The organism is Pseudomonas agarici, from assembly GCF_001543125.1.
GTDB lineage: Bacteria > Pseudomonadota > Gammaproteobacteria > Pseudomonadales > Pseudomonadaceae > Aquipseudomonas > Aquipseudomonas agarici.
The window spans coordinates 4,993,197-5,020,157 of record NZ_CP014135.1 but is presented as its reverse complement, the minus strand read 5'-3'; the positions used below and the strand labels follow the sequence as shown (position 1 = coordinate 5,020,157).

The following is a 26,961-nucleotide window of genomic DNA, read 5'->3' as shown; positions in this document are numbered from 1 at the left end:
ATAGCGAAACCTTCGCCTACGATGCCGCCGCCAACCTGCTCAACGGCCAGCAACAAAACGCGGGACGAGTGGTGTACAACAAGCTGCTGACCTATCAGGACAAACGCTATCGCTACGATGGCTTTGGCCGCATGATCGAAAAACGCAGCGCCAGCCACCGGGTACAACGTTTTGCCTATGACGCCGAACACCGCCTGATCGAAGTCCACAACCAGGACGGCGTCCGCGAAACCGTGGTGCGCATGACCTACGACCCGCTGGGCCGGCGCATCGGCAAAACCGAACACAACCACAACGGCTATTTACTGGGCGAAACCCGTTTTACCTGGGACGGTTTGCGGCTGTTGCAGGAACACAAGAACACCCAAACCAGCCTCTACCTGTATGTCGACGAAGGCTATGAACCGTTGGCGCGAGTCGATGGCCTCGGCGACGTACAGAAAATCCGCTACTACCACACCGACCCCAACGGCCTGCCCGAGCAACTGACGGAGGCCGATGGCACCCGGGTATGGCAGGCGCGCTACAAAGTCTGGGGCAATACCCTGGAAGAAGTGCGCGAACCGTACTATATCGAAGAACAGAACCTGCGCTTTCAAGGACAGTACCTGGACCGCGAGACGGGGCTGCACTACAACACGTTTAGGTTTTATGATCCGGATGTGGGGCGGTTTACCACGCCGGACCCGATTGGACTCGCTGGCGGGGTTAATCTTTATCAGTATGCGCCGAATACGGCGGGATGGATTGATCCGCTTGGCTGGGCCAGCAGCAATCCGGGTGTGTATTCTGTATATTTTGAGGCATACCTTCCTAGTCCTGAAATGTACAAGTTGAACGATCCAACGCATTTTTCGGAAGCAAATAGACAGCTTCATTATGAAGTCAAAAACAATCCTACATTGGCCTCTCAACTTGAAAATAAATATCCAGGGATACTCAATCATGTTAACCCAACATCCAAAGGAACATTTAGAGGCACTGCACCTAGAAATACCTCTTGGCACCATCACGGGCAAGTGGGAGGATTGTTGCAGCTAGTTGATAAAAAAGATCACAGTAGTCGACACAAAGACTATCACCCGAAAAAATCTAGAAGGCACTATGTGGGTGGCCGAAACGTCTGGGGTGGCGGAGGTCGCTGCCGATAGAAATCACCATAAAATCCAAAGGGAGTTACAATGAAAAAATATGAAAAAATTTTAGACCTCATTAAGGAAAACTCAAAAATCCAATGGGATAGCGCAATTTTTTGCAATCTGAAATCATGGGAGAATGAACCTGAAAATTGCGAAATAATTATCCTAGAAGGTGATGATGAGTTAGAAGACCTCGGAGATATCTACAACCATATACCAAAGCTAGCGCTATCATTAAATGTCCGCCAGCTACTAGACATCGAAACCTTGCGAAGTGTCATAGCTGCCCAAAACAAAGTTAACCCAAAGTCTGGTGTGTATGATTATGTTCATGCGATAAATCACTATCGTGAGTACGACTCCTTCTTTGAACTCGATCCAAATTAGTAGAGTCAAAACTATCTCAGCAGCATCGAGCACGGCCAGCTCCGAGATAAAAGGCAACGGGGACACAAGGCAACGGGGACAGATTTATTTTTCAGCTTGAAAGGCAGCAGGGACAGATTTGAATGGCACTTACTTAACAGCTAACTAGCTGATACATCTGCAAAAAAATTAAAAAAGTCTGGCCTTGGCCTTCGGTGATGGTTGCGAACACATACCGATCAAGCAAGGACACAGCCCGAGTGAATCGTAGACGCCAAATCGTCCGACATCAACAGCACCGTATGCGCCAGCGAAAAAAGAGAAGCTCGCGGGGCCATAGCGAAACACGCCGCCGCCAACCTGCTCAACGGCCAGCAACAAAACGCGGAACGGGTGCTGCACAACAAACTGCTGACCTATCAGGACAAGCGTTATCGCTACGATGGCTTTGGCCGCATGATCGAAAAACGCAGCGCCAGCCACCGGGTACAACGTTTTGCCTATGACGCCGAACACCGCCTGATCGAAGTCCACAACCAGGACGGCATCCGCGAAACCGTGGTGCGCATGACCTACGACCCGCTGGGCCGACGCATCGGCAAAACCGAACACAACCACAACGGCTATTTACTGGGCGAAACCCGTTTTACCTGGGACGGTTTGCGGCTGTTGCAGGAACACAAGAACACCCAGACCAGCCTCTACCTGTATGTCGACGAGAGCTATGAACCGCTGGCGCGTGTCGATGGCCTCGGCGACATACAGAAAATCCGTTACTACCACACCGACCCCAACGGCCTGCCCGAGCAACTGACGGAGGCCGATGGCATTCGGGTATGGCAGGCGCGCTACAAGGTCTGGGGCAATACCCTGGAAGAAGTGCGCGAGCCGTACTATATCGAGGAACAGACCCTGCGGTTTCAAGGGCAGTACCTGAACCGCGAGACGGGGCTGCACTACAACACGTTTCATTAGCCGATCTCAACTGCTCTCGCGCACCATCAGCTCGAAGCCCATGTCCACCACCGGCTGAGGGACGGGATTACCGGCCATCAGGTTGAGCATCTGCTCAGCCGCGCGCTGGCCGATGGCTTCGCGTGGGGTGCGGATGCTGCTCAGGCGTGGGACCATACAGGCCGAGCCGGGCAGGTCGTTGAAACCCAGCACCGCCACCTGTTCCGGCACCTTGATCCCGTAGCGCAAGGCTTCGAGCAAGGCACCCTGGGCCAAGTCGTCGTTGCCGAAGAAGATTGCGTCCACCTGTGGATGGCTGTTCAGCAGTTGCAGGAACAGTTCGCCACCCAAGCCCACCGACGACGGGCGCGGAGTCAGTACTTCCAGGTCCGGATCGTAGAGCCCGGCCATCTGCAGCGCCCGGCGAAAACCTTCGCCGCGCAGCAGGGTACGCTGATCGAGCTGCGCGCCGATGTAGGCCAGATGTCGCCGGCCACGGGAGATCAAGTGCTCGGCGGCGGTGGCCCCGGCGCTCTGCTGGGAGAAACCGACGCAGTTCACGCCGGCGCCAGGGTTCAGGTCCATCATGTACACGCACGGTACATGGCTCGCTTCGATCATCCGTCGGGCGCTTTCCGAGCGGTCGAAGCCGGTCAGCAGCAGGCCGCGAGGCTGATAGGCCATGTAATTGCGCAGCAGGTTTTCTTCTTCGTCGCGGGAGTAGTGGTAGTTGCCGATCACGACTTCGAAGCCGCGTGGCCGCAGGACCTTGTGGATGGCTTCGAGGGTATCGATAAACAGCAGATTGGACAGCGACGGCACCAGCACCACCACCGAATGGCTCTGGGCCGAGGCCAGGGCGCGGGCAGCCGGGTTGACCACATAGTTCAGTTCATCGGCCGCCCGACGGACCTTTTCCACCAGTTCCGTGGCCACGCTACTGATGCCACGCAGAGCCCGGGAAGCGGTGATCGGGCTGACGCCAGCAAGACTGGCGACTTCATTGAGGGTAGGGCGTCCCGTGGTACGAGGGTGCTTGTCGTTCTTGGTCGAGGTCATCGGACGGCTTGCCAAACAAAATTCGAGGTACTAAGGTAGCGCTGTCTCGATGGGCCTGTAAATGCCGGGGTGTGGTTTGTCAAACGCCACCTGATGCTGGCAGAAGCTTGGCTCGGCAACCCATAAAAATGACAAGAGGGCGTCGGCAACGAATGGTTTTGTGCTTTGCTTTTGCGGTAGCAAAAGCTCTGGCAAAGACAGCGCTGTCTACGTGTTGAGGTATTACGTGAGTCAACCCGTCACTGCCCTGGTGATCATGGGTGTTTCCGGTTGCGGCAAGTCCAGCGTGGGCGAAGCCATTTGTTTGCAACGCAATGCAACCCTGATCGAAGGCGACAGCTTTCACCCCGCCGCGAACATCGCCAAGATGAGCGCTGGCGTTCCCCTTACCGACGAAGATCGTGCCGGCTGGCTCGACAGCCTGTGCGATGAGCTGCGCCGAGCCGTGGCCAGCGGCCAACATCCGGTGCTGACCTGTTCGGCGCTGAAGCGGCGCTACCGCGAACGCCTGCGCGGCGCCGTGCCGGGCCTGGGTTTCGTGTTTCTCGAACTGACACCGACTGTCGCCGCGGAACGGGTTAATCATCGTCCTGGGCATTTCATGCCTGGGACCCTGATCGATAGCCAGTTCGCTGCGCTGGAGTCGCCCGTGGGCGAACCGCTGACGCTGGCGCTCGACGCCACCCAGGAAGTCGAGCAACTGGCGCAATCGACCTGTCGCTGGTGGCAGGCCCACGGTCTGGAGCGAATCGCCTGACTCCTGGATAAGAAGTGCTGGCTCCAAAAGATAGCGCTGTCCTGAAGACTATCCTTCATTCACGAATACGATAAAAACAACAATGCAGGAGATACCTTATGTTCGGATTGTCCCACGAAACCTTTCTGTTACTGGATGCAGTGGTCACTATTATCGGGCTGATCGTGCTGATTACCCGGTTCAAGATCCACCCTTTTATTGCCTTGATCATTGCCTCGGCGTTTCTCGGCCTGACCTCGGGTATGCCGGCGGACAAGATCATCAAGGCATTCCAGGACGGTTTCGGTGGAGTGCTCGGTTTTGTCGGGATTATTCTGGCGCTGGGGACCATGCTCGGTAAGATGATGTCGGATTCGGGGGGCGCGGATCAGATCTCCCTGACCCTGATCCGCGCCTTCGGCAAGGAGCGGGTGCAGTGGGCGATGATGTTCGCGGCCTTCCTGGTGGGGATTCCGCTGTTCTTCGAAATCGGCTTCGTGCTGCTGATCCCGCTGGTGTTCATCGTGGCGCGACGTACCGGTGTGTCGTTGATCAAGATCGGCATCCCACTGCTGGCCGGCCTGTCCGCGGTGCATGGCCTGGTGCCGCCGCATCCTGGCCCATTGCTGGCGATTGGGGTGTTCAACGCCGATATCGGCAAGACCATCTTCTACGGGCTGATCGTCGCTCTGCCGACCGCCATCATCGCCGGCCCCCTCTACGGCTCCTTCATCGCCAAGTACATACCAGGCCATCCGAGCCAGGAGCTGGTCGATCAATTGGCCCGTGAGCCGCAATCCAGCACCCTGCCCAGCTTCAGCGTGACCCTGGTCACCGTGCTCTTGCCGGTGTTCCTGATGTTGCTCAAGACGTTCGCCGATGTCGCGTTGCCGGATGGGCACTTCTTCCGTATCTGGATGGACATGATTGGTCACCCGATCAGCGCTTTGCTGCTGGCCTTGCTGTTGGCGCTGTATACCTTCGGCAAGCGCCAGGGCATGGACGCCAAGCGTATCCTCAAACTGCTGGACGCCAGCCTGGCCCCCACGGCGGCAATCATCCTGATCATCGGTGCCGGTGGTGGTTTCAAGCAGATGTTGGTGACCAGCGGTGTGGGCGATGTGATTGGCCATATCGCGGTGAATGCGCAGATTTCGCCCATCCTGCTGGCCTGGCTGGTGGCAGCGGTGATTCGCGTGGCGACGGGTTCGGCGACGGTGGCGACCATTACCGGGGCCGGTATCGTGATGCCGGTGGTGGACCTGATTCCCGGAGTCAATCGTGAACTGCTGGTGCTGGCGACGGGCGCAGGTTCCTTGATCCTGTCTCACGTCAACGATGCGGGGTTCTGGCTGGTGAAGCAGTACTTCAACATGACCGTGGCCGAGACTTTCAAGACCTGGACCGCGATGGAAACCATCCTGTCGGTGGTGGGCCTGGTGTTCATCCTGTTGCTGTCGCTGGTGGTCTGAGCCCCAGCAACCTGAGTGTTCTTGTGGGAGTGGGCGAGCTCCACTCCCACATTGGCGGGTTATTCGGCGACGGTCTTTTTCACCAGCCCGTCAGCCCGGAACATCGCGCGGATACCGCGCACGGCCTGGCGAATCCGGTCCTGGTTCTCGATCAGGGCAAAGCGCACATGATCATCGCCATATTCGCCGAAACCGACACCGGGTGAGACACAGACCTTGGCTTCGGCCAGCAGCTTTTTGGCAAACTCCAGTGATCCGAGGTGTGTATAGGCCTCGGGAATCTTCGCCCAGACATACATCGATGCCTTCGGATTTTCGACCCTCCAGCCCAGCTCGTGCAGGCCCTTGACCAGCACATTGCGGCGTTGGCGATACTGCTCGGCAATATCCCGTACACACTGCTGATCGCCTTCGAGTGCAGCGATAGCCGCTACTTGCAGCGGGGTAAAGGTCCCGTAGTCGTGGTAGCTCTTGATCCGCGCCAGGGCGCTGACCAACTCGGGGTTGCCGACCATGAAGCCGATCCGCCAGCCCGCCATGTTGTAGCTCTTGGACAGAGTGAAGAACTCCACCGCGATGTCCTTGGCACCCGGCACTTGCATGATCGACGGGGCCTTCCAGCCATCGTAGACAATATCGGCGTAGGCCAGGTCATGGATCACCAGCACGTCGTACTGCTTGGCCAGGGCGATCACCCGTTCGAAGAAGTCCAGTTCAACGCATTGCGCGGTCGGGTTCGACGGAAAGCCGAGAATCATCATCTTCGGTTTGGGGATCGAACCGCGAATAGCTCGTTCAAGTTCGGCGAAGAAGTCCACACCCGGTACCAGCGGCACCGAACGTACTTGGGCTCCCGCAATCACCGCGCCGTAGATATGAATCGGGTAGCTGGGGTTGGGCACCAGCACGGTGTCGCCCTGGTCGAGGGTAGCGAGCATCAGGTGCGCCAGGCCCTCTTTGGAACCGATGGTGACGATAGCTTCGCTTTCCGGGTCGATCTCGACGTTGTAGCGGTCCTTGTACCAATGGGAAATCGCCCGGCGCAGCCGTGGGATACCCTTGGAGGTGGAGTAACCATGGGTGTCCTCGCGCTGGGCGACGGTCACCAGTTTCTCGACGATATGTGCCGGAGTCGCACCATCGGGGTTACCCATGCTCAAGTCGATGATGTCTTCGCCACGGCGACGGGCAGCCATCTTCAGTTCGGCGGTGATATTGAATACATACGGGGGGAGTCGATCGATGCGCGCAAAACGGCGCGGCGAACCTTGGTTTGCCATGCTGGCCTCTGATACGTAAGCGCCCGGAACCGTCCGAGCGACGTCGGCCACTGCGGTGGCCTGCGGCGCAGACGATAAAGGCGCTGATGGCATTCTGTCCAGCCTATTTTTTGTTTCTGTGCCGTGTTGCCCGGCACTTTTCCTACGGCGTTTTGTGCCAGTGGACGAGGCATCTAGTGGCCATTACGGCGAGTAGGTCAACTCAATGCGAATGCCAGCATGCCAGCGCCACGTAGCCTTTAACCGAGAGTTTGCTCGATATGGCCAATCGCCCAGCCTCTTGCAGGCGCCATCAGGACGCCTGCAAGAGGACTCCCTCAGCGATCGTGGCAGCGAATGATCGCCGAGTGTGTCGCGTAGCGTCCGGAGAGCAGGATCTTACCGTCGGGTTGCAGTTCCAAGTGGGAGAGATAGCTGGTGTCGCCGGGAATGTTGTTGACGCGGCTCAGCCCTCTCTCGCCAAAGTTGCGGTCTGGCTCGCCGTTGTCCAGATGGCGCATCAACCAGGTATGGCCACCGTTGTCTTTATGACCGGAACTGACGATCTTCCCGTCCTCCTGGATGGCGGTCGCGAAACACAGGCCCAGGCCCGGAAACGCCCAAGGGGTTGCGTTGTTGAAGAGTGGGTCCAGCGTGCCCTCGGGGGTAGCACGAATGAGTAGCGCCACTTGTCGCTCGAGGTCCGCCGAACCCACGGCGACTATTTTCTGATCGACCTGTATGGCGATATCGAAGAGTGCCGCGCTGCCTTCGGTGGCAGACTCCAACTCCAGGTAACCCGCGTTGCCGAATGCCTTGTCCGGCAGGCCGGTGGTGCCATAGCGCATCAGTACCGCCCGGCGACCACGCCTGCCAGCAATCACCAGCTTGCCGTCTGCCTGGATGCGAACGGCCTCGAAAGTCATGCCAGGCTCAGGTGCCGTGACCACGCCACAGGTCCCGAAGCCAGGGTCGAAGCTTCCCTCGGGTGTCAGGCGGACGATGACGCCTCGGTCTGGCTTGTCCAGGTCGGCGGTCCTGAGGAGCAGGACGATATGACCGTCCGTTTGCACGGCGAGTCGGCGGCCATAGCCTGTCCAAGGGGCTTTGTAGGGCAGTATGAATTCGCCGCGATCACCGAAGGTCGGGTCTGTCTCGCCGGTTGCCGTGAGTCGGGTGCAAAAAGCTTGTTCATCGGAGCGAAAGTTGCCGAGCACAACGAACTTTTCTTCGTTATCCAGTACTGTATTGATCAGTGCCCGACTCGAGCCCGGCAAGGGCGAAGCGAAGTAGTTATAGTAAAAACCATCGGCACTGAAGTCTGCCTGCATCAAACTGGTTGACGAGGACTCATGAACACCGATAAAGAAATGACGACCATCGCGTTGCAATATCGAGGGACCGGTAAAACCTGGGCCAGCTTCTGAAAAAATGACCAGCCCATCCCTGTGTTCACCAAATTCGAGATCATGTGTGCCGGCGGTGTTGGTGGTTTTCTGGTCGACGCTGATGGAGGCACGAGGCGCATCGTTTGATGTTCTGTTTTGTATGTCCATTTATTATTGAATCCTTTCAAGTTATTAATAGAACGACTCCCTGTTTCACCCCGAAGCAGAGATGGCTTGATTTAATAACCGAAAGGCAGATTTGCAAAGCGCTCAAGTTTTACCAGTGATGAATAGTTGATCTCATATATATGGCCACTCTGTAATTACCATCATTGGTTACAGGGTGCTGTCGGCCCGAGTGCCGCGTGTGGTGCCGAAATTGATTAACAGAAACCAGCCATACAGGCCACTAAAGTCTGAGCTTCAGGCACCGCTCGCCCAGGTAGGCCTCGCCGGTATCGACCCAGCCTTGCCTGAGGTAAAACCCCATGGCGTTCGGGTTGTCAGCGCCGACCGATAGCACCAGTTCGAGGGCTTGTGGCCAGAGCCGGCGCGTGGTGTCAGGCAAGGCTCGCATGAAAGCCGAGCCAAGGCCACGGCCCTGGGCGCGTTTATCCACCTGCACGGCATGCACCGTGACGCTGCCGGGGCCGGCCCAATGGGGGACAAGTGGATAGAGTTTGAGCAGCAGGAAACCTACCGGGATTTCCCCATCGAGCAGCACCAGACCCTTTACTCCGGCATGTGGATCACGGGGTAGAAAATACAGGGCGCAGTGGATATCGCCGCAGAAGGGCAATTGCTCGGGATGCACTTGCAGCGTATCGAGCTGTTCGCGTTGCAGGGGCGACAGCTCGTAATAACAGGCCAGACGGGTTTGCATGTCGATACCTGATGTGGGTGCCTCGGCAGTTGCCGCCGGTGCCAGGGCGCTATTCATCGCGCCGGGGCAGCCAGTGTTCTTCGTCGTCCCAGGCTGTGTCCCTGTTGGCCTTTATCGATCTGCAAGGAATGCGGCATACAGATCGTACCGATGCACAGGGCGGGCGTTCGCTTGAACAATGGGAACGCACGACCGCCGGCGATATCGCCGGAGAATTCTTTCTGCGCCGCATCGACCTGAGTCAGGTTCAGTTGTTTGAGCTGGCCTGGGCTCAGGGCCGTATAATCAACCAGGGTGGTTCTCACAGCAGCGAGTCTTTTTTCCGGCGGGCAAGACGTAGGATTCTATCGGTTTTCCTGGCTACGTCGTTTTTTTTAAACCGGCTACGATACCGTCGTAAAAGCGCAGACCTTACTCTGGCAGGCAGACCGCTTTCGCTGGTGTTGGGGCCGCTTCGCGTCCCATCGCGCTCGCCACAACCATCCTATTCGCTGCAGGCACGGTCAGTAATCCTGACGCTTGCGAAATGCCCAGTGCCCAGCTAGTACGGTGAAAGTCGCTACCAGCGCCACTAAAATCCAAAATCCCTCGGGATCGCCCGCGAGTGGAATCCCGCCGACGTTCATGCCAAAGAAGCCGGCGATGATGTTGATCGGCAGCGCCAGCACCGTCACCACCGTCAGGGTGAACAGAGTCCGGTTGCTCTGTTCGTTGAGGTTGGCGGCGATCTCTTCCTGCAACAGCTTGATTCGCTCACTCAAGGCTTCGAGGTCGTTGAGGATCAGCGAGAATTCCTCGGTGGACTTGCGCAGTTCCTTGACATCTTCCTTTTGCAGCCACTGCGGCGGCCGGTTGAGCAACCGCAACAGCGAGCCCGGTTCGAGGGCCAATAGTCGTTGCAGGCGCACCAGCACCCGGCGCATGGCACCGAGTTCCGCGCGATTGTTGCTCAAGCGCAGGGCCAACAACTGGTCTTCGATCTGGTCGACGCTGATGCTGGTCTTACGCACGATCTGGGTCAGCACTTCACCCTGGTCGCGCAGCAGGTGTACCAGTAATTCCAGGGGCGAGCGGAAGCGCTCACCGGCTTTGACCGAAGAGCGCAGTTTGTCCACCGAGTGCAACGGTTGTAGGCGGGCGCTGATCAACAGCGTGCTGCGGGCACAGACCCACAACGTGGAAATATCCGACGAGACCATGTTGCTGAGGTTGAAGACCACGTCGTTGACCACCGCCAGCAGGGCGTTGTCGACATGTTCGATGCGGGTCGAGCGTGAACCTTCGTGCAGCGCTTCGAAGAATTCCTCGGGCAACGACAGGTGTGCCTTCATCCAGCGTTCGCAGGCGGCGTGGGCCAGGTTCAGGTGCAGCCAGAGAAACTGCTCGGGGTCGTCAGGTTGTTGCAGGCATTGCAGGGCGCTGGCGGAGTCGATCTCTTCGCCGCGTTCTCCGGCGCGAAAGCGAAAGCCATAAAGAAGGCCGAACAAATCCGAGTCGCGGTGGCTTTGGTCAAGGCTGTGGTTCATGGAGACTCGCTGGAGTGAAGCGCCCGAAACTTTTTTACAGGTTCGCTTGAACCGCATCATCTCAGGGCTTTTTGACATCTTTGTTACGAGCCGGCGACCTGCGCAATGAAATTCATAGATCTACAAAGCGTGATTGTGCAGGTCGGTCACCAGCATGCAGCCTGGCGCATGGGTGATGCACAGCGGCGGGCGTGAGGCCTGCACCACCGATTGCGGGGTCACGCCACAGGCCCAGAAGACTGGGATCTCGTCCTCGGCCACCGGCACGGCGTCGCCGTAGTCCGGTGCGCCGAGGTCGCGGATGCCGATCAGCGCCGGGTCGCCGATATGCACCGGGGCGCCGTGGACATTGGGCATGCGCCCAGTGATCTGGATCGCCTGGATTGCCTCGGCGGCTTTGAGCGGGCGCATGCTGACCACCAGCTTGCCTTGCAGGCGTGCCGTCGGACGGGTGTCGATATGGGTCTGGTACATCGCCACGTTGAGGCCTCGTTCGATATGCCTCAGGACGATACCGGCCTCCAACAGCGGTTGTTCGAAGGAGAACGAGCAGCCGATGGCAAAGGCCACCAGATTGTCCTGCCAGAGCGCGGCTATGTCCGAAGGTTCTTCGCTCAACACGCCCTCGCGGTAAACCCGATAGCGTGGTACGTCATGGCGAATATCCACGGCCTCGCCCAAATGGCGGAAGATCGGGTCACCCGGTTCGGTGATGTCCAGCAGCGGGCAGGCCTGGCGATTCAGCGTACAGAAACGCAGGAATTCATCGGCCCAGTCATCCGGCAGGATCACGATATTGGCCTGCACCCGGCCTTGGCCGAGACCGCTGGTGTGGCCCTGGTAGCGTCCGGAGGCAATCTGTTGACGCAGCGCCAACGGCGTACTGTGTTGCAACTGGTTGAAGGGTAGGGAGGGCTGATTCATCGAAACGTCTCCAGGGCGTGAAGAGCCTTTTGTAGAGAGCTTAAGTTAAGGCTGTCCAATCAGAAAATATGGTTTTATAAACAAGAAAAATTGATGACTTGGCTCATCAATTTTTCTTATGCATTGACCCGCTTTTTTCCCGTTTGACGCTGGTGCGGACAGGCGCGAAGAATTCGCTACCCGATGCAGCGTTTTGCGTCGGCTCCCCCACGATAACGCCTTCATAACAAAACAACGAGGCGTGTCCGTCACTTTCCTTTGCTGCCGCAGGAACCTCCATGGACAACACCATGACAGACCGCGTGCCTTCAGGGACGCGCCGTGCCGGCCCGTTCAGTTGGTACGGCCCACTGAGCAAAAATGAAAAACGCACTTTCTGGAGCTGCAAGATCGGCTATGGCCTGGATGGCATGGACACGCAGATGCTCAGCTTCGTGATTCCGACCCTGATCGCCACCTGGGGCATTTCCAAGGGCGAAGCCGGATTGATCGGTACCAGTACCTTGCTCGCCTCGGCGGCCGGTGGCTGGATTGCCGGGATTCTCTCAGACCGTATCGGCCGGGTGCTCACCCTGCAACTGACAGTGCTGTGGTTTGCGTTCTTCACCTTCCTCTGCGGACTGGCGCAGAATTATGAACAATTGCTGGTGGCGCGAACCTTGATGGGCTTCGGTTTCGGCGGTGAGTGGACCGCCGGAGCGGTACTGATCGGCGAGGTGATCCGCTCGCAGGATCGGGGCAAAGCGGTGGGCATGGTGCAGGCCGGCTGGGCCGTGGGCTGGGGGCTGACGGCGCTGCTCTATGCCGGATTGTTCAGTTTCCTGCCGCCGGAACAGGCGTGGCGGGCGTTGTTCATCATCGGCCTGGTGCCGGCCTTGTTCGTGCTGGTGATCCGCCGGCTGGTCAAGGAGTCCGACACTTTCGAGCAGGCCCGCCAGGAACGCTCGGCCAAGACCTCACCCTGGGCCTTCTTCGAAATTTTCGCCCCGCAAATGCTCAGCACCACCTTGCGTGCCTCGCTGCTGACCACTGGAGCGCTGGGTGGCTACTACGCGATCACCACCTGGCTGCCGACCTACTTGAAGACCGAGCGCGGCCTGAGCGTGCTGGGCACCGGCGGTTACCTGGCGATGGTGATTGTCGGCTCCTATGTCGGTTATGTGAGTAGCGCGTTGCTGACCGATGCCATTGGCCGCAAGAAGAACTTCATCCTCTTCGCCATCGGCTCGATGGCCATTGTCCTGGCCTACACTCAGTTGCCCATCGACAACACCTGGATGCTCTGGCTCGGATTTCCCCTGGGGTTCTTCGCCTCGGGCATCTTCGCCGGCATGGGGGCGTTCCTCACCGAGTTGTTTCCCACGCGTATGCGGGGTTCGGGCCAGGGCTTCTGCTACAACGCCGGGCGCTCCGTCGCCGCGTTGTTTCCGCTGTTTATCGGTGCCCTGAGTGAAACCCTGCCCATTGGTACCGGTATCGGCGTATTCGCCGCCGGGGCCTATGGCGTAGTAATCCTGGCGGCGCTGAGCCTGCCGGAAACCCGCGGCCGACAACTCGAGTCCTGAGCCGCTGCCCGCCCGGGCCTTCACGGTCCGGGCCATTGCGATCCACCCGCTTTTCATCATATCGGTCGCGAACCCAACGCCCCCGAGAGGGCCGGCTCGTGCCCGCAATACAGGAGCACACCATGCAGCACTTCGACGCATTGTCACGTTCACCGCTTTCCATCGCCAGTTTGCTCGGCCTCGGACTGCTCTGTGCGCCAGGTGCCAAGGCGGACTTTGTCGCCGACAGCAAGGGCAACTTGGAGGCGCGTAACTTCTATTTCAATCGCGATTTCCGCCAGCCCGGCTCGCGAGAAAAGGCCGAGGAATGGGCGCAGGGTTTCATGCTGCGTCTGGAGTCCGGTTACACCGCCGGGACCCTTGGGTTCGGCATCGATGCGTTGGGTATGACCGGCTTCAAGCTCGACTCGGGACGTGGTACCGCCGGTACCGGCCTGCTGCCGGCTGACTTGTCGCATGGCGGCTCCCAGGACCGTTACGGCGAGTTGGGCCTGACCGCCAAGGTTCGCTTGTCCAACAGCACCCTGAAAGTCGGGACCTTGCAGCTCAAGGATCCGGTGGTGAACTCCAACGATACCCGGCTGTTGCCCGGTACGTTCAAAGGCGGCCTACTGAGTGTGCAGGAGATCGAGCGGCTGAAGCTGACGGCGGGGCAGTTGAGCCAGATCAACTATGTCGATTCCACCGACTATCAAGACATGAGCGCCAACCGCATTGGCGGTGTCAGCGACAAGTTCCAGTTCGCCGGGGCCGACTATCAGTGGCTACCGAACCTGCTTACTCAATATCGCTACGGCAAGTTGCAGGACATCTACCGGCAGAACTTCGTCGGTCTGGTGCATAACTGGAACCTGGGTAGCGGTCAAGGCCTGAAGACTGACCTGCGTTATGCCCGCAGCAGTGAGGACGGTAACTTCCGGTCGTTGGACAACCGGGCCCTGGGTGCGATGTTCACCTACAGCCTCAAGGGCCATGCGCTGGGCCTGGCCTATCAACGCATGAGCGGCAATGATCCATTCCCGTACATCGGTCGCAGCGACCCGTACCTGGTGAACTTCGTGCAGATCGGCGACTTCGCCAATATCAACGAGCGCTCCTGGCAACTGCGTTATGACTATAACTTCGCCGCCCTCGGCTTGCCGGGGTTGAGCTTTATGACCCGCTACGTCTCCGGCGACAATGTGCAGCGTGCGGCACCGGGCGAGGGGCGGGAGTGGGAGCGCAACACCGATATCGGTTATGTGGTGCAGGACGGCACGTTCAAGGGCGTGGGGGTGAAGTGGCGCAACGCGACGGTGCGCTCCAACTTTGGCAATGATCTGGATGAGAACCGCCTGATCCTCAGCTATACGCTGGCGCTCTGGTAACGTTCAGGGGCAGGCCGAGGCGACGGGCGTGTCTTTGTGGCGCGTAAAAGCAGCGCCGTTGGGGAGGCCGGCGCGGCTTTTACGGACACGGGTGGATCACTTGTTTTTCTTTTTCTTTTCACTTTGTACCACGGCGGTCTTGGCGTCGACCTTGACTTTCCATTTCACCTCGTCGGCATCTTTGAGCTCGACTTCATAAACATAGCCGCTGATGGTGTGGTCCAGCTCAGTGTCGAGGATAGTGGCGTTCGGATGCTTGGCCAGGGCGGCCTGGTTGAGCTTCTCGAAGCTGGCGATGGCGCCGGATTCGAGCAGGCCGGAAATAAGGTCCGGACGAACGTCGGCCTGGGCAAAACCGGCGACGAAGGTCAGGGCGGTAGCAGTCAGTAGTGTGGTAAGCGTTTTCATCTGAAAGATCCTTTGATTGATTGACTTCAGTGGGATCAGCTTAGATGTTGCAACTTAATTTATCCTTAAACCGTGAAACCGGCGCCTTGGGCGCCGGCCCACTCATAGGGCGACTCAGTAGCCGTTGGCCTCAAGGATCTGCGGCACGGTTTTTGGCGAAGCACGCTTGAAGTACTTGAGCAGTTCCGAAGAACGGTTGGTGAAGATGCCATCGACGCCGGCATCGAGAACCTTCTTGAAGTCCAGCGGCTCGTCGACGGTATAAACATGCACCAGCATGCCCTTGTCGTGGGTGTACTTGTTCATCCACGGTTTGATCAGGTCCGAATAGCTCTGGTCGCCGCCATGGGACAATTGCGCGGACGGACCGGTACCGATGGCGCCCTGGGCTTTGGCGTAGTCGACCCACTGCTCGAACTCGGCCTGGTCCTTGGGTTCCTGCTTGGCGTAATAGGCGGCCTTGGTCTTCTCGCCGGAGTCGGCGAAGCTGACGTTCGACTTCGGTTCGATGCCACCTTCACCGACCCATAGCAGAAGGATTTTCGGCGTGTCCGGCATTTCCTTCTGTAACAGTTCCAGGCTGCTCTTATCGAAGGTCTGCAGGATCACCTTGCCTTTACCCTGGCCGACCTGAGTCGGCTCTTTGGAGGCCCCTTTGTTTTGGCTCAGCAGGCCGCGCTCCTGCAGCTTGCTCTTCAAATCATGTTCGATACCGGGGAACTGCTTGGGCACCTTGGTCTCGATGTACAAGCCCGGCTGGTGATTCGGATTGGCCTGGGCGATATCGATAATCTGGTCCAGGCTGAGGATTTTCAGGCCGACATAAGACGGCCGGGCACGGTCTGGGTTGGCCTTGTTGAACCAGCTACCGGCGTCCAGGGTCTGCAGTTCGGCCCAGGTGAATTCGTTGGCCGGGCTGTCCTTACGCTCGGGGAACTTGCTGGCGACGTCGGTGGTGCGCGACAGGTTGTTGTCGTGCAAGGCGAAGATCACACCATCCTTGCTGCGTTGCAGGTCCATTTCCAGATAGTCGGCGCCCAGGTCGCGAGCCAGGGTATAGGACGCCGCAGTTGACTCAGGGGCATCGAATGAGGCGCCACGGTGGGCGATCACGGCTGGATTGGGAATGCCATCGAAGGCGGGATGCTTGAGCGGGGCACTGTTGGCCTGGGCGGCGCTCAGGCCCATGGCCAGCAGCAGGCTCACGATCAATGGGCTTTTGCTAAAGGTGACAGGCATTGCGAACTCCTTTCCTGGAGATGGGGGGGAAACCTCTTTTAACAACTGAATGTTTCAAGTGCTATCGCGAAACTGAATAAAGTCGATATTTTTTTTTGGCGCAATCGTGATGGATTATGCAGTACGCTTGAGCGGTAGTTTCCCCTTCAGAGGGAAACGCACTGCCTACCTTGTGTGTAAACCATCGACCCATGAGCCTTCTGGCTCTCCCGTGAGGTTTACCATGCGCATCACCTCTGAACTCATTTGCCAAGCCGCCGACCAGCTCCAAGGTTTTGTCGGCTTGAACCGTAAGACCGGCCGCTACCTCGTCCGCTTCAGCGAAGATTCCTTCGGCATGGATGTGGCGGATGACGCCATCATCCCTGCCTGCGAATTCGTCTGGCTGCCAACCGGGCAGGAGGCTATGTACCTATCCCGGGAGCGAGTTCAGTTTTTGCTGGACCAAAATATCGATGAACGGATTCAGATCACTGAGCCGTTGCGGGTGTATATGCGGCGAGTGGAGATTCCTGAGATTGCCGCGCATCGCCGGGTGTTGAATACCTGACGCATTGTTGCCTTCAGTTATCGACGCTCGAAGCGTCAGTCACGTTCGACCTTGCATGCTTTATATGGCGCGCCTGTTACGGGTCGAGCAGTCGCGCTCACGGGCCAGCTCAACCATAGGGCGGACGACCTCGCTGCAACCTTGTTCGTCGTGTGTAAGCAGGGAGGTGAAGATTACTGCTGGTGGTTGTGGCGTCGCGTCGATCGTGGCTGCTGATCGACGCAATCTGCCAGGAAGGCGTCGACCAGAAGGGGGCGGCTCCTTCATCCGGCCTATGTTTTTTCGTACAAAGTGAGCGAACTCAGGCAGAGTTGGTCAGGCACTCGAGGGCCGGCTCGGCGCTCTCCCCCTCGGCGCTGTTGACCTTGTTGCGCCCGGTGTTCTTGGCCATGTAGAGCGCCTTGTCGGCCTCGTTCAGCCAGGCGCCGGCATCCTTGAAGTCTGCGCGGCACGCCGCCAGGCCGATACTCAGGGTGACCCGCAATTGCGGTACTTCCTCGCTTCGATAGTTGCTGAACACCTGGCGCAGACGTTCCATGATTTCGTTGGCTTGAGCCAGTGACATATCCGGCAGGATCACGCAGAACTCGTCGCCGCCATAGCGCCCGGCCAAGTCATGCTCACGCAGGTTAGCGCGCAGGTCGCGGCTCAACTGGCGTAGCACGCTGTCACCGATCAGGTGACCGTAGGTATCGTTGATGCTCTTGAAATGGTCGATGTCGATCACGGCAATCGTCGCTTGGCACTGTGCCTGCCGGCATTTGTGGAATCTGACGTGCAGCAGGTCTTTCCAGGAACCGTGATTGAGCAGGCCAGTCAGGCTGTCGGTACGACTCAGGGCGCTCAGCGCCCGTTTGTGCTCGGCCAGCTTGATCGCCAGCTTGAAGCCGCCCATGCCGATGACCAGCGGGTAGAGGACCAGTACCGGCAGGCAGGCGTAGATCTGCAACGCAGTGGTCACTGGATTGAACGCCGGAATAAAGATCAGCCAGGACACCAGGATTCCCACTGCCTGGGCGGCCATGCCTTGGGCCATCAACCGCAGGCCGCCAGCGGCGACGTTGTGCATGCTCATCAGCGAGAGCATGTTGACGGTAACCAAGGGGTTGAACTGCATGGTCGCCGCCCAGAATCCGCCCAGCAGCGAGTCGATCAGGATATTGCGCCATTCGGTTCGGTAGGGGTAGTCGGAGTGACGGGCCACCCAGTACGCCAGGTGTGGCCAGGCCACGGCATTGAATACCAGCAGGCCCCAGATCCAGGTTGGCATCGACAGGGGCGCAAGTGCCGCGATCACGCTGAAACAGCCGACTCCAACGCCTACCGTTCGGGGCAAGTAAATGCGTCTGGCAAACGACTGCCCTTTGCCACGTTGGATTTCCATAGGTCTCTATGCGCCACTTTTTCTTTATCTGAACACAGAAGCTGTGCTCTGCACGGAACGGCCATTCATCGGAGAAGCACGATGAATATTGTCGAGCATTCCGTAAAGAATAATCAGTGTCCTTCCAAGCCATTTCTACGATCTGGAAGGTGATTCAGGCGTCTGCGCCGGCTATTTGACGATTTCGTCGTTGGCACGCCGCACATCCTGCGCCGATTCTATGACGCAGGTCCGGGGCGGGATATTTCACGGTGATTGGTCGAGCGAAGACTTTAATCTGAACCTCACGGTCGGCATCGACTTTTCCCGCGTGTTGTAGCCGATCTTGTCCGACGTCTCTGAGGGCAACGCCCTTTAGGATGGCCGCCGCCGGTGAAATGGATCACTGGCATTTGGTCAGGATACGAAGTCATGCGTCGAATTTTCACGAAGCTCGGCTGGTTTACGGTGCTGCCGGCTTTTTGTCTGGCAACCTCGCTCGGTCAGGCGGCTCCTCTTGATAACCCTGCGTCCCAGGCGGAACCGGTCGTCATCAGTAAGGAGCTGGCGAAGATGGCCTATGCCGACGCCACGGAGGTGGCGCGGGCGTTGGCCGAAGGGCTCTTCACCTCCGAGGATCTGGTGGGTTATCTCGTCTCCCGTGCGGTCGACCTGGACTCATTCGGTCCCGCCATCGAGGCGGTGATCGAGTTCAATCCCGATGTGCTGTCGATTGCCCGGACGCTGGACGAGGAACGCAGGACGGGCACCGTCCGTGGTCCGCTGCACGGCATTCCGGTATTGCTCAAGGATAACATCCACACCGCCGACCGGATGCAGACCGCTGGAGGCTCATTGGCCATGGTCGGTGCGCCGACGCCTGACGATGCATTCATTGTGCAGCGACTGCGTGAGCAAGGTGCCATTATCCTAGGCAAGACTAATATGAGCGAGTGGGCGAACTTTCGTGGTGACCAACTGCCTGACGGTTGGAGCAGTCGGGGTGGATTGACGAAAAATCCCCATGCACTCGATGGCGATGTCTGTGGCTCCAGTTCGGGCTCTGGCGCGGCGGTCGCCGCGGGGTATGCACCCTTGTCGGTAGGGACCGAGACCTTCGGCTCGGTGATTTGCCCAGCCTCGAGGACCGGCATTGTCGGTATGAAACCTAGCGTGGGGCTATTGAGCCGCGCCGGTATCATTCCCGCTTCCCGCGAGCTCGACAGCGCGGGGCCGATGACACGCACCGTGCGTGATGCCGCCTTACTCCTCAATGCCATGGCTGCACTGGATCCGCAGGACCTGGCCACCGCGCAAGTGCCTGTCTTCAAGGACTACACGCAAAAGCTCAAAGCCGATGCGCTGCAAGGAAAGATCATCGGTTATCCCAGTCGCTTCAAGCCCGGCAGCGACGATCTGGACGATCACCCACAATTTGCCCAGGCCCTGGACACCCTGCGTCGATCCGGGGCACAACTGGTGCCGGTCGATCTGCAGCAGACCGATTGGTCTGAAAACGATTGGACGCGAGTGTCCCGTCTGTTCGATATGACGATCAAGCGAGTGTTGCCTGGCTACCTGGCCAGCCGTTCGGGCCTGAAAGTCTCGAGCCTTCAAGAACTGGTGGATTACAACGAGCGTCATCCCGGTGCGGAAAACTACGATCAGGAGCTGCTCAAGCGAGCCAATGCCCTGGCGTTTGACGAGGCCGAATACCTGGCGCTGTCAGCCGAGTTGGGTGATGAAGCTCGGCGCAATATCGATCGGGCGCTGGTGGATAACGGACTGGATGCGATCCTGGGGGATCCCCATCCTAATGCGATCCTGGAGCTGGGGAGCGTAAACCTTGCGGGGTATCCGGGCATTACCGTGCCTTCGGGCATGGGCGCCGATGGCCTGCCCACTTCGGTGTATTTCTTCGCGGCTCGCTGGAGCGAGGCGCAGCTGCTGGCGATAGCCTACGGATACGAACAGGCTTCCCTGGCACGACAAGACCCGGACTTCGAATAAGCCCGGATCGCTACCAGGGCTGGCTGGGCGGTCAGCCTTTGGTGGCACGACCAGGGTTGTCGTGGCGAGCAGGCTTGTCCGCAGCGGGACGCGAAGCCGCCCCAAAAAACAGCGACCGCGGTCTGCCTGACAGAATAAGGTCTGCGCTTTTACGACGGCTTCGTCACCGAGCAGCGGTGCGGCGTTTCGGCTGCCGCCTGCCACAATGCTGACTCTGGAGTTTACCCAGAGGAGGCGCCAAGCGGTGGTCCGGAATTACTCAATCATTTCGAAATCTTCGCGCTTGGTCGGATCTGGCGTGCAGCCGCGAATATTCATTCCCCGACCCGGCGCAAAGCCTGGAAAAAATACCAAACCCTCGGCCTCGAAGCGAAAGGCCAAGGCCAGGCGGGTGACATCCTTGAGTGGCTGGCCGGCTTCGAAGCGTTGGATGGCGGCCACCGAGACGCTGGACTCCCGGGACAGTTGCTCATGGCTCCAACCCAACATGGCGCGAGCTTGGGCGCAATGCTTCGGGGTGAATTGATGAAGCACGATGCGTTCGGCGGTGGTCCTTGGCACTGAAAGGCTGGCTGGACAGGACATGCTGTTCTCCGGTATCGATCAGAGTGAAATGTACTGTGTTTTTGTACAGTTGTTGATGCGCTTGGGCAAACTTTTTTTCGGAATTCCGATTATCGGTAGGGCCGTCGTGTTCGTCGGGGAATTGACTCGCGCGCGAGGGGCTAAAAGCCATCCCGTCCAATTATCAGGAAGGCCATCATTTCCTTCAGGGCTGTGCTTTGCTTCCTTCCAACAGGTCCCGTAATCACACGGATCGAAAAAAATGTTGCGCAATCCGCGCATGGTTTTCGTTACCTTGACGATGGGCGGTTTTTCCAAGACGGCTCGGAGTTTTTTTGGGGATTGTTCTAATATGTTAGTTGTATGTTGACAAAATATTTACCGCATGTGATGGTTTAAGCACAACAACAAGTGAGCTCAAATCATGACCTCAGAAAAATCTCCGGTGACCGATTGTCGGCAACGCATGACGCTCCATACCGATGTCTTGATTGCCGGAGGCGGGGCCGCGGGCTTGGCGGCGGCGGTCACAGCGGCGCGGCAAGGCTGTCGGGTCGTGTTGATTGAGAAGTATGGATTTTGCGGTGGCGGTGCCGTAGCGGGCTTATCGGGAACGATTTGTGGGCTTTACGAGGCCAGTGATACAGCGTCCCGAGCTGTCCAGGTGGTGCATGGATTTGTCGACGAGTTCATGCGCGCGATGGAGTCACGAAACGGACTCACAGCCCCGGTCAAATACGGTAAAACCTTCACCCGAGTCCACGATCCCCTGGTCTGGCGCGATGTTGCCGACGCCCTGCTGATCGAGGCTGGCGTGACCGTCATCTATCACGCACTGGTGACCGACGTGATCCGGGAAGGCGATAGAACCCTCGGTGCGCAAATCTATACGAAGCAGGGCAAGCTTTCAGTCTTCGCTCCGGTCACCATTGACGCCTCCGGTGACGCTGATTTGGCGGCGATGGCGGGTCTTCCCACCTTCATGGGAGATAACGGCCGGGTACAAAACCCGACGATGATATTCAAGCTCTCGGGAGTGGATGTAGGACGCTTTCGGAAAGCCTATGGCATTGACACCATCATGCCTGCGTGTGTCACGCAGATGATCGCCGAGGCCAACCAGCGCGGGTATAAATTGCCCCGCAGCAAAATCTGGCTGTTCCAGACGCCTCGCCCCGCGGAGCTCCTTTGCAACTGCACGCGTATCACCGGCAACGATGGTCGAGAGCTGAATGTGCTTCGCTATGAAGATTTCACCGAAGCTGAAATCAATGGTCGCCTTCAGTTGCGCGAATATGCGCGTTTCTTCAAAGACTACCTTCAAGGTTGCGAAGCCAGTTGGGTTAACGATTCCGCGGCGCAGGTCGGCGTGCGCGAGACGCGGCAGATTCAAGGCACTCATTTACTCACCAACGCAGCCATCCTCACGGGTGAAAAATCACCTCAAGGTATCGCTCGATCTCCCTGGCCGATTGAGTTGCACTCCGGCGCCAAACCCCGTGTTGAATGGCTCCTTAATGACTTCTACGAAGTACCGTTCGGTTGTTTCGTACCCAGTGAGGGAGAAGGCCTGCTGGCGGCGGGGCGCTGCCTGTGCGCCGAGCATGAGGCCGTCGCATCGGCACGCGTCACCGCGCAATGCTTCTCATACGGTCACGCGATAGGGCATGCCGCCGTGCTCATGGCGAAAGATGGGCTGGCCGCAAAAAAAATAAATGGCAGCGACATTCGCATGCTGCTGAACCGTGAAGAGGCAAGGCTCGATTGACGAGTCGGGAGAGCGAGATGAGCGAGAAACCCCGTAAAAACTATCGCAGCAATTTTGAGCCGGGAACCACCCGCTGGGCAGTACGGCGTTCCCAATGGATCGCAATGGGCATCGCCGAAGAAGATTTCGAAAAGCCGAAAATCGCAGTGGTGAACTCATCGAGCAAATTGTCCGTCTGTTACCAGCATCTCGATGAAGTGTCCAAGGTTGTTCAGGAGGCTATTCGTGCGGCGGGGGCCTTGCCTTTTGAAATTCGCACGGTGGCGCCGTCCGACTTTGTGACCAGCGCGGGAAAGCAAGGTCGGTATCTGATGCCGACACGCGACCTCCTGGTTAACGATGTAGAGGTCCAGGTCGAAGGAGCCGAATTGGATGGCATGATTTTATTGGCGTCATGCGATAAGACGACACCGGCCCAACTCATGGCAGCGGGTAGATTGAATGTGCCTAGTTTGGTGCTCACTTGCGGTTATCAGTTGGGTTCTCAGTGCGGCGGCAAGCACGTCGACATTGAAGAAGTTTACAAAGCCGTCGGTGCCCTGAAAGCCAATAAAATCGAGCTGCATGACCTCACGGAAATGACCCGCCATGCGATCAAAGGACCGGGTGTCTGCGCGGGGATGGCGACAGCCAACTCCATGCATTGCATGGCCGAGGCGCTGGGAATGGCGCTCACCGGTAACGCGCCGATACGGGCGGGCAGTGAGGCGCTATATCGCCTGGCTACGCAGGCGGGGCAAGCGATTGTGTCTTTGGTGGAAAATGACATCCGCCCCCGCCAAATCATGACTGCCGGTGCGTTTCGCAACGCGGTACGCACGGCAGTTTCCATTGGCGCCTCGGTAAACGTAGTCCGCCATCTCACGGCTATTGCCATTGAGTCTGAATGCAAAATCGACATCATTGCGGAATTTGAAGCAGCGGGTGGCCTGGGCCAAATTACCCAGGTACGGCCAAACGGCCCCGACCGAATTGAAGACTTTGCTGAAGCGGGCGGATGTGCCGGGGCGATGAAGCAGCTACTGGAGGTGCTGGATGGCAGTGTCCTGACCGTTACCGGCAGGACGTTGGCGCAAAACCTTTCTACTCGGCCGTTACCGGATCCCAAACGGATTGCTCCGCTGAACGCCCCCCTGCGAGCCGAGCCTGGGCTTATCGTCATTCGAGGCAACCTGGCGCCTGATGGTGCGGTCGTCAAGCTGTCGGCAGTCCCTGCGCATGTTCGCCAATTCAGTGGCCGAGCGGTGGTCTTTGAGGATGAAAGTGTCGCCATTGAAGGGTTGGAAGGCGGTGGCATTCAAAACGGCGACGTAGTGGTGCTTCGGATGCTTGGCCCCAAGGGCGGTCCGGGTACCGTTTTCGCAGCCAGTTTCATGGCCGCGCTGGTTGGGGCGGGATTTGGCAGCGACGTTGCTGTCATCACCGATGGTGAGCTGTCAGGACTCAACAGTGGGATTACCATTGGGCAAGTCATGCCGGAAGCAGCGGAGGGTGGCCCCCTGGCCATCGTGGAAACCGGCGACATAATCCATATCGATCTGATCAAGCGCAGCCTCGATATCGCCATCACGCCACAGGAGCTCACGGCGAGACTGGGGGCGCTTATTCCACGGCCACCGACGACTGAAAAAGGCTGGTTATCTATGTACCAGCAACTCGTACAGCCGTTATCCTGTGGCGCTGTGTTAGGCAAACGCTCGATCATTCAGGAATAGCGAGAGTCATGAGTTCTTTAGCGAAGAGAGTCGCAGAAAAAATCAATCTGGTTCCAGAGGAGAGTCTGGTCGATCTTGCGTACATGCAGATCGAGGAGCTGATTGCCACCTTGCAGCTCCCACCAGGGCAGATGGTTTCTGAAAATATGCTCTCGACGCTGATAGGACTTGGCCGTACCCCCGTTCGCGAAGCACTGCAGCAGCTTGCACGCGAAGGTCTGGTTGTCATCATGCCGAAGCGCGGAATAGTCGTTTCAGAGATAGATGTAAAAAAACAGCTGCGACTGTTGGAAGTACGGCGTGAAATTGAACGTTATTTGGTGGGGGCTGCGGCAAAAAGAGCCGAGCCGGATGAGCGTGTTGAGTTTGCACGGCTTGCAAAAAACATGCGGCTGGCCAGCCAGGAAAGTGACGGCGAGGCGTTTCTGGAACTCGACAGAAAATTCAATAAGCTGGTTATAAAAGCAGGAAGAAATGAGTATGCCTCCTCGGTGATGAAGCTGATGCAGGGTTTGTCTCGTCGATTCTGGTTTGCTTACTACAAACGTTTCGCCAACTTACCTGAAACGGCTCAACTTCATGCTGCAATTGCTCAGCATATCGCTGAGGAAAAACCTGAAGAAGCTATGCGCGACTTGGATGTCCTCTTGGATAATGTAGAGACTTTTACCCGGGCGACCCTGGATTAAGCAGTCGTATACCTGAGATAAAACCTTGGAGTGTGCAACTTAAAAGTCATAAATTAACTAATATGTTAGTCGTGTACTAAAAAAATACAACAATAATAGCGGAGAGTTATCGTATGAAAGCTCTACTCCCCCTGCGGTGGTGGATAGCGGTTGTGCTGTTCCTGGCCTACAGCATTCAGTACCTCGATCGTGTGAAGACAAGTGTACTCCTGCCATCCATCGCGCACGATATCGGCCTTACTACTGCTGATATCGGCACCGGTGCCTTTCTGATGCTGTTGTTCTATGGACCGTCGCAATACGTGTCGGGAATACTGACGGACAAATTTGGTGCCAAGCGGATTTTGCTATTTTCCGTAGTGGCCTGGTCGATCATGACCGTCTGGATGGGATTCATCGAGACTCGGGAAGAGTATCTTTGGCGGATGGCACTTTTTGGGATGATGGTCGGTACGGAGTATGTGCCATCCGCACGCATCCTGATGCGCTGGTTCAACAAGCAGGGCCGGGCACGTGCTCAGGCCTTGCTATCTTGGGCATGGATTTTGACGCCCGCTTGGGCTAGCGTTCTGGCTACGCAAATGGCGTCTCATGCTGAAAGCTGGCGCATCGTGTTTTTTGTCACGGGAGCTGCTGGCATCATCCCTCTGTTGATGATTGTTTTTTGGGTCTTTGATCGACCCGAGCAGCATCCCAAGGCCACCGAGGCTGACATGGAGTACGCCTATAGGGATGAAATTGAAGAAGGCACTATTATCGAAGGGGCGTATGCCTCGTCCCGGCAGTCGATTCTTAAGCATAACAACATCAGGTTCCGAGACTTCTTCAAGGAACGTTCTTACGTCGCAGTCGTGTTTGTCGACGTGGTCATGCAGATAACACTGTATGGCGCGTTGACCTGGATACCGCTCTACCTCTCCGATGTGTTCGGATTTTCGTTAGTCAAAATGGGCATCTGGAGTGCGGCTTACTTCTTGTCGGGAGCCATAGGTAGTTTTATTTCCTCCTATCTTTCGGACAAAGTATTTAAAGGCAATCGCCGGGTCATGATCTTGACATGCTTCATTGGGCTGATCCCTTTTATCGTTCTATTGGCAAGCTTGAAGACGGCTGATCAAGCGCTGCTGATGGTCGCTCTGTGTGGGATGGGGTTCTTCGGGAATATGGCATGGGGGCCTTTCCTAGCGGTTCCTGCCGAAATATTTACGCCTGAGGTTTATGGTAAAGCGATGGGGTTTGTCAACGGGGTCGGGTATCTGTTTGCGGCCTTCTCGGCGAAGATCTTCGCGGCGCTGGTGGTGGTCAATGGTGTTGGCATCAAAGACTATTCGTATGGTTGGTATTTCATAGCATTCTGCGTCTCACTGGGCATTATCGCGGCTAGTCAAATTCGCCCTAAAAAGGCGCTTGTCGTTAGCGGCGACAATAGGCTCACAACCGTCTAACTTAGAATGGGGAGGGCAGATGGCTGCCTTTCCCGCCCACGGGTGTGACAAAAAAGGCTGCCAGTGGCAGCCTTCTGTGATGCATCCATTTCATCAGCAGTGATGCTGAGTCCATGAATACCCGCATCAATCCCAGCTCAACGCGCCACCGGTCTGATACTCGATCACGCGGGTCTCGAAGAAGTTCTTCTCTTTCTTCAAGTCCATGATCTCGCTCATCCAGGGGAACGGGTTGGTGGTGCCCGGATATTCTTCCTTCAAGCCGATTTGGCTCAAGCGACGGTTGGCGATGAACTTGAGGTAGTCCTCCATCATCGCCGCGTTCATGCCCAGTACGCCGCGTGGCATGGTGTCGCGGGCGTATTCGATTTCCAGTTGGGTGCCCTGCAGGATCATCTGGGTGGCTTCTTCCTTCATCTCGGCATCCCACAGGTGCGGGTTTTCGATCTTGATCTGGTTGATCACATCGATGCCGAAATTCAGGTGCATGGATTCGTCGCGCAGGATGTACTGGAACTGCTCGGCCACGCCGGTCATCTTGTTGCGCCGGCCCATGGACAGGATCTGGGTGA

Annotated in this window: 25 protein-coding genes and 1 pseudogene; 13 read left to right on the top strand and 13 right to left on the bottom strand. The window is 57.6% G+C overall.

Going from position 1 to position 26,961, the window contains the following annotated elements; genetic code table 11:
• The 3 genes and pseudogenes from AWM79_RS21945 to AWM79_RS21935 all read left to right on the top strand — a co-directional run.
• The coding region (locus tag AWM79_RS21945; RefSeq protein ID WP_208599917.1) for an RHS repeat-associated core domain-containing protein at positions 1-1,151 on the top strand (1,151 nt) is incomplete at its 5' end.
• A 30-nt stretch (positions 1,152-1,181) separates the two neighbouring features.
• A complete protein-coding gene (locus AWM79_RS21940; protein WP_017134070.1) occupies positions 1,182-1,526 on the top strand; it encodes a DUF7716 domain-containing protein in 345 nt (114 codons plus the stop codon).
• Positions 1,527-1,844: 318 nt separating this feature from the next.
• Positions 1,845-2,474, top strand: a pseudogene (locus AWM79_RS21935) (RHS repeat domain-containing protein); the annotation flags it as partial.
• Positions 2,475-2,486: 12 nt separating this feature from the next.
• Here AWM79_RS21935 and gntR read toward each other — a convergent pair.
• Positions 2,487-3,518, bottom strand: coding sequence for an HTH-type transcriptional regulator GntR (gene gntR / locus AWM79_RS21930; protein WP_017134069.1), 1,032 nt, complete (start codon positions 3,516-3,518; stop codon positions 2,487-2,489).
• Between the two features lie 226 nt (positions 3,519-3,744).
• Between gntR and AWM79_RS21925 the strand changes: the two genes are divergently transcribed.
• Both AWM79_RS21925 and AWM79_RS21920 read left to right on the top strand, forming a co-directional pair.
• Entirely contained in the window at positions 3,745-4,275 is a 531-nt protein-coding gene (locus tag AWM79_RS21925; RefSeq protein WP_017134068.1) for a gluconokinase, read from the top strand.
• Between the two features lie 98 nt (positions 4,276-4,373).
• A complete protein-coding gene (locus tag AWM79_RS21920; protein ID WP_017134067.1) occupies positions 4,374-5,726 on the top strand; it encodes a GntP family permease in 1,353 nt (450 codons plus the stop codon).
• 59 nt (positions 5,727-5,785) lie between these two features.
• Here AWM79_RS21920 and alaC read toward each other — a convergent pair whose 3' ends face one another.
• The 7 genes from alaC to AWM79_RS25155 form a co-directional block, all read right to left on the bottom strand.
• Positions 5,786-7,006 carry an alanine transaminase gene (gene alaC / locus AWM79_RS21915; RefSeq protein ID WP_017134066.1) on the bottom strand — a complete coding sequence of 407 codons (1,221 nt, stop codon included), beginning with the start codon at positions 7,004-7,006 and terminating at the stop codon, positions 5,786-5,788.
• 317 nt (positions 7,007-7,323) lie between these two features.
• A complete protein-coding gene (locus AWM79_RS21910) occupies positions 7,324-8,541 on the bottom strand; it encodes an NHL repeat-containing protein (protein ID WP_017134065.1) in 1,218 nt (405 codons plus the stop codon).
• Positions 8,542-8,782: 241 nt separating this feature from the next.
• Positions 8,783-9,256 carry a GNAT family N-acetyltransferase gene (locus AWM79_RS21905; RefSeq protein WP_060783773.1) on the bottom strand — a complete coding sequence of 158 codons (474 nt, stop codon included), beginning with the start codon at positions 9,254-9,256 and terminating at the stop codon, positions 8,783-8,785.
• Between the two features lie 53 nt (positions 9,257-9,309).
• Positions 9,310-9,561 (bottom strand): hypothetical protein, encoded by a 252-nt coding sequence (locus AWM79_RS21900; protein ID WP_060783772.1) that lies wholly within the window; start codon positions 9,559-9,561, stop codon positions 9,310-9,312.
• 198 nt (positions 9,562-9,759) lie between these two features.
• The gene (locus AWM79_RS21895) at positions 9,760-10,782 is read right to left on the bottom strand and encodes a transporter (protein ID WP_060783771.1); all 1,023 of its coding nucleotides are present in this window, start codon (positions 10,780-10,782) and stop codon (positions 9,760-9,762) included.
• A 120-nt stretch (positions 10,783-10,902) separates the two neighbouring features.
• Positions 10,903-11,706, bottom strand: coding sequence for a putative hydro-lyase (locus tag AWM79_RS21890; protein WP_060783770.1), 804 nt, complete (start codon positions 11,704-11,706; stop codon positions 10,903-10,905).
• A gap of 106 nt (positions 11,707-11,812) precedes the next feature.
• The gene (locus AWM79_RS25155; RefSeq protein WP_156430141.1) at positions 11,813-11,986 is read right to left on the bottom strand and encodes a hypothetical protein; all 174 of its coding nucleotides are present in this window, start codon (positions 11,984-11,986) and stop codon (positions 11,813-11,815) included.
• Between the two features lie 10 nt (positions 11,987-11,996).
• On the opposite strand from AWM79_RS25155, the gene AWM79_RS21885 reads away from it, so the two are divergent.
• Together AWM79_RS21885 and AWM79_RS21880 are read left to right on the top strand one after the other, a co-directional pair.
• Complete coding sequence (locus tag AWM79_RS21885) at positions 11,997-13,271, top strand: MFS transporter (protein ID WP_167375474.1); 1,275 nt, start codon at positions 11,997-11,999, stop codon at positions 13,269-13,271.
• 122 nt (positions 13,272-13,393) lie between these two features.
• Positions 13,394-14,638 (top strand): OprD family porin, encoded by a 1,245-nt coding sequence (locus tag AWM79_RS21880; protein WP_060783768.1) that lies wholly within the window; start codon positions 13,394-13,396, stop codon positions 14,636-14,638.
• 96 nt (positions 14,639-14,734) lie between these two features.
• Here AWM79_RS21880 and AWM79_RS21875 read toward each other — a convergent pair whose 3' ends face one another.
• Both AWM79_RS21875 and AWM79_RS21870 read right to left on the bottom strand, forming a co-directional pair.
• Positions 14,735-15,046 carry a PepSY domain-containing protein gene (locus AWM79_RS21875; RefSeq protein WP_060783767.1) on the bottom strand — a complete coding sequence of 104 codons (312 nt, stop codon included), beginning with the start codon at positions 15,044-15,046 and terminating at the stop codon, positions 14,735-14,737.
• Between the two features lie 114 nt (positions 15,047-15,160).
• Entirely contained in the window at positions 15,161-16,285 is a 1,125-nt protein-coding gene (locus tag AWM79_RS21870; RefSeq protein ID WP_060783766.1) for a glycerophosphodiester phosphodiesterase, read from the bottom strand.
• Between the two features lie 223 nt (positions 16,286-16,508).
• Between AWM79_RS21870 and AWM79_RS21865 the strand changes: the two genes are divergently transcribed.
• On the top strand, positions 16,509-16,835 hold the full coding sequence (locus AWM79_RS21865; RefSeq protein ID WP_017134058.1) for a DUF2025 family protein: 327 nt from the start codon (positions 16,509-16,511) through the stop codon (positions 16,833-16,835).
• A gap of 301 nt (positions 16,836-17,136) precedes the next feature.
• Here the strand turns inward: AWM79_RS21865 and AWM79_RS21860 are convergent, their stop codons facing one another.
• Positions 17,137-18,219 (bottom strand): diguanylate cyclase, encoded by a 1,083-nt coding sequence (locus AWM79_RS21860; protein WP_017134057.1) that lies wholly within the window; start codon positions 18,217-18,219, stop codon positions 17,137-17,139.
• Between the two features lie 411 nt (positions 18,220-18,630).
• Between AWM79_RS21860 and AWM79_RS21855 the strand changes: the two genes are divergently transcribed.
• Positions 18,631-20,208 (top strand): amidase family protein, encoded by a 1,578-nt coding sequence (locus AWM79_RS21855; protein ID WP_017134056.1) that lies wholly within the window; start codon positions 18,631-18,633, stop codon positions 20,206-20,208.
• A 255-nt stretch (positions 20,209-20,463) separates the two neighbouring features.
• On the opposite strand, the gene AWM79_RS21850 is transcribed toward AWM79_RS21855, so the two are convergent.
• Positions 20,464-20,793 carry a helix-turn-helix domain-containing protein gene (locus AWM79_RS21850; RefSeq protein WP_017134055.1) on the bottom strand — a complete coding sequence of 110 codons (330 nt, stop codon included), beginning with the start codon at positions 20,791-20,793 and terminating at the stop codon, positions 20,464-20,466.
• Positions 20,794-21,196: 403 nt separating this feature from the next.
• Between AWM79_RS21850 and AWM79_RS21840 the strand changes: the two genes are divergently transcribed.
• The 4 genes from AWM79_RS21840 to AWM79_RS21825 all read left to right on the top strand — a co-directional run bounded on the left by AWM79_RS21840 (position 21,197) and on the right by AWM79_RS21825 (position 26,389).
• The gene (locus AWM79_RS21840) at positions 21,197-22,540 is read left to right on the top strand and encodes an FAD-dependent oxidoreductase (protein ID WP_017134054.1); all 1,344 of its coding nucleotides are present in this window, start codon (positions 21,197-21,199) and stop codon (positions 22,538-22,540) included.
• A gap of 17 nt (positions 22,541-22,557) precedes the next feature.
• Entirely contained in the window at positions 22,558-24,255 is a 1,698-nt protein-coding gene (gene ilvD / locus AWM79_RS21835; RefSeq protein ID WP_026013413.1) for a dihydroxy-acid dehydratase, read from the top strand.
• An 8-nt stretch (positions 24,256-24,263) separates the two neighbouring features.
• Positions 24,264-24,944 (top strand): GntR family transcriptional regulator, encoded by a 681-nt coding sequence (locus tag AWM79_RS21830; protein WP_017134052.1) that lies wholly within the window; start codon positions 24,264-24,266, stop codon positions 24,942-24,944.
• Positions 24,945-25,057: 113 nt separating this feature from the next.
• Positions 25,058-26,389, top strand: coding sequence for an MFS transporter (locus AWM79_RS21825; RefSeq protein ID WP_017134051.1), 1,332 nt, complete (start codon positions 25,058-25,060; stop codon positions 26,387-26,389).
• Between the two features lie 126 nt (positions 26,390-26,515).
• Here AWM79_RS21825 and AWM79_RS21820 read toward each other — a convergent pair.
• A partial coding sequence (locus AWM79_RS21820) for a ribonucleotide-diphosphate reductase subunit beta (protein ID WP_082712658.1) occupies positions 26,516-26,961 on the bottom strand: 446 nt, incomplete at its 5' end.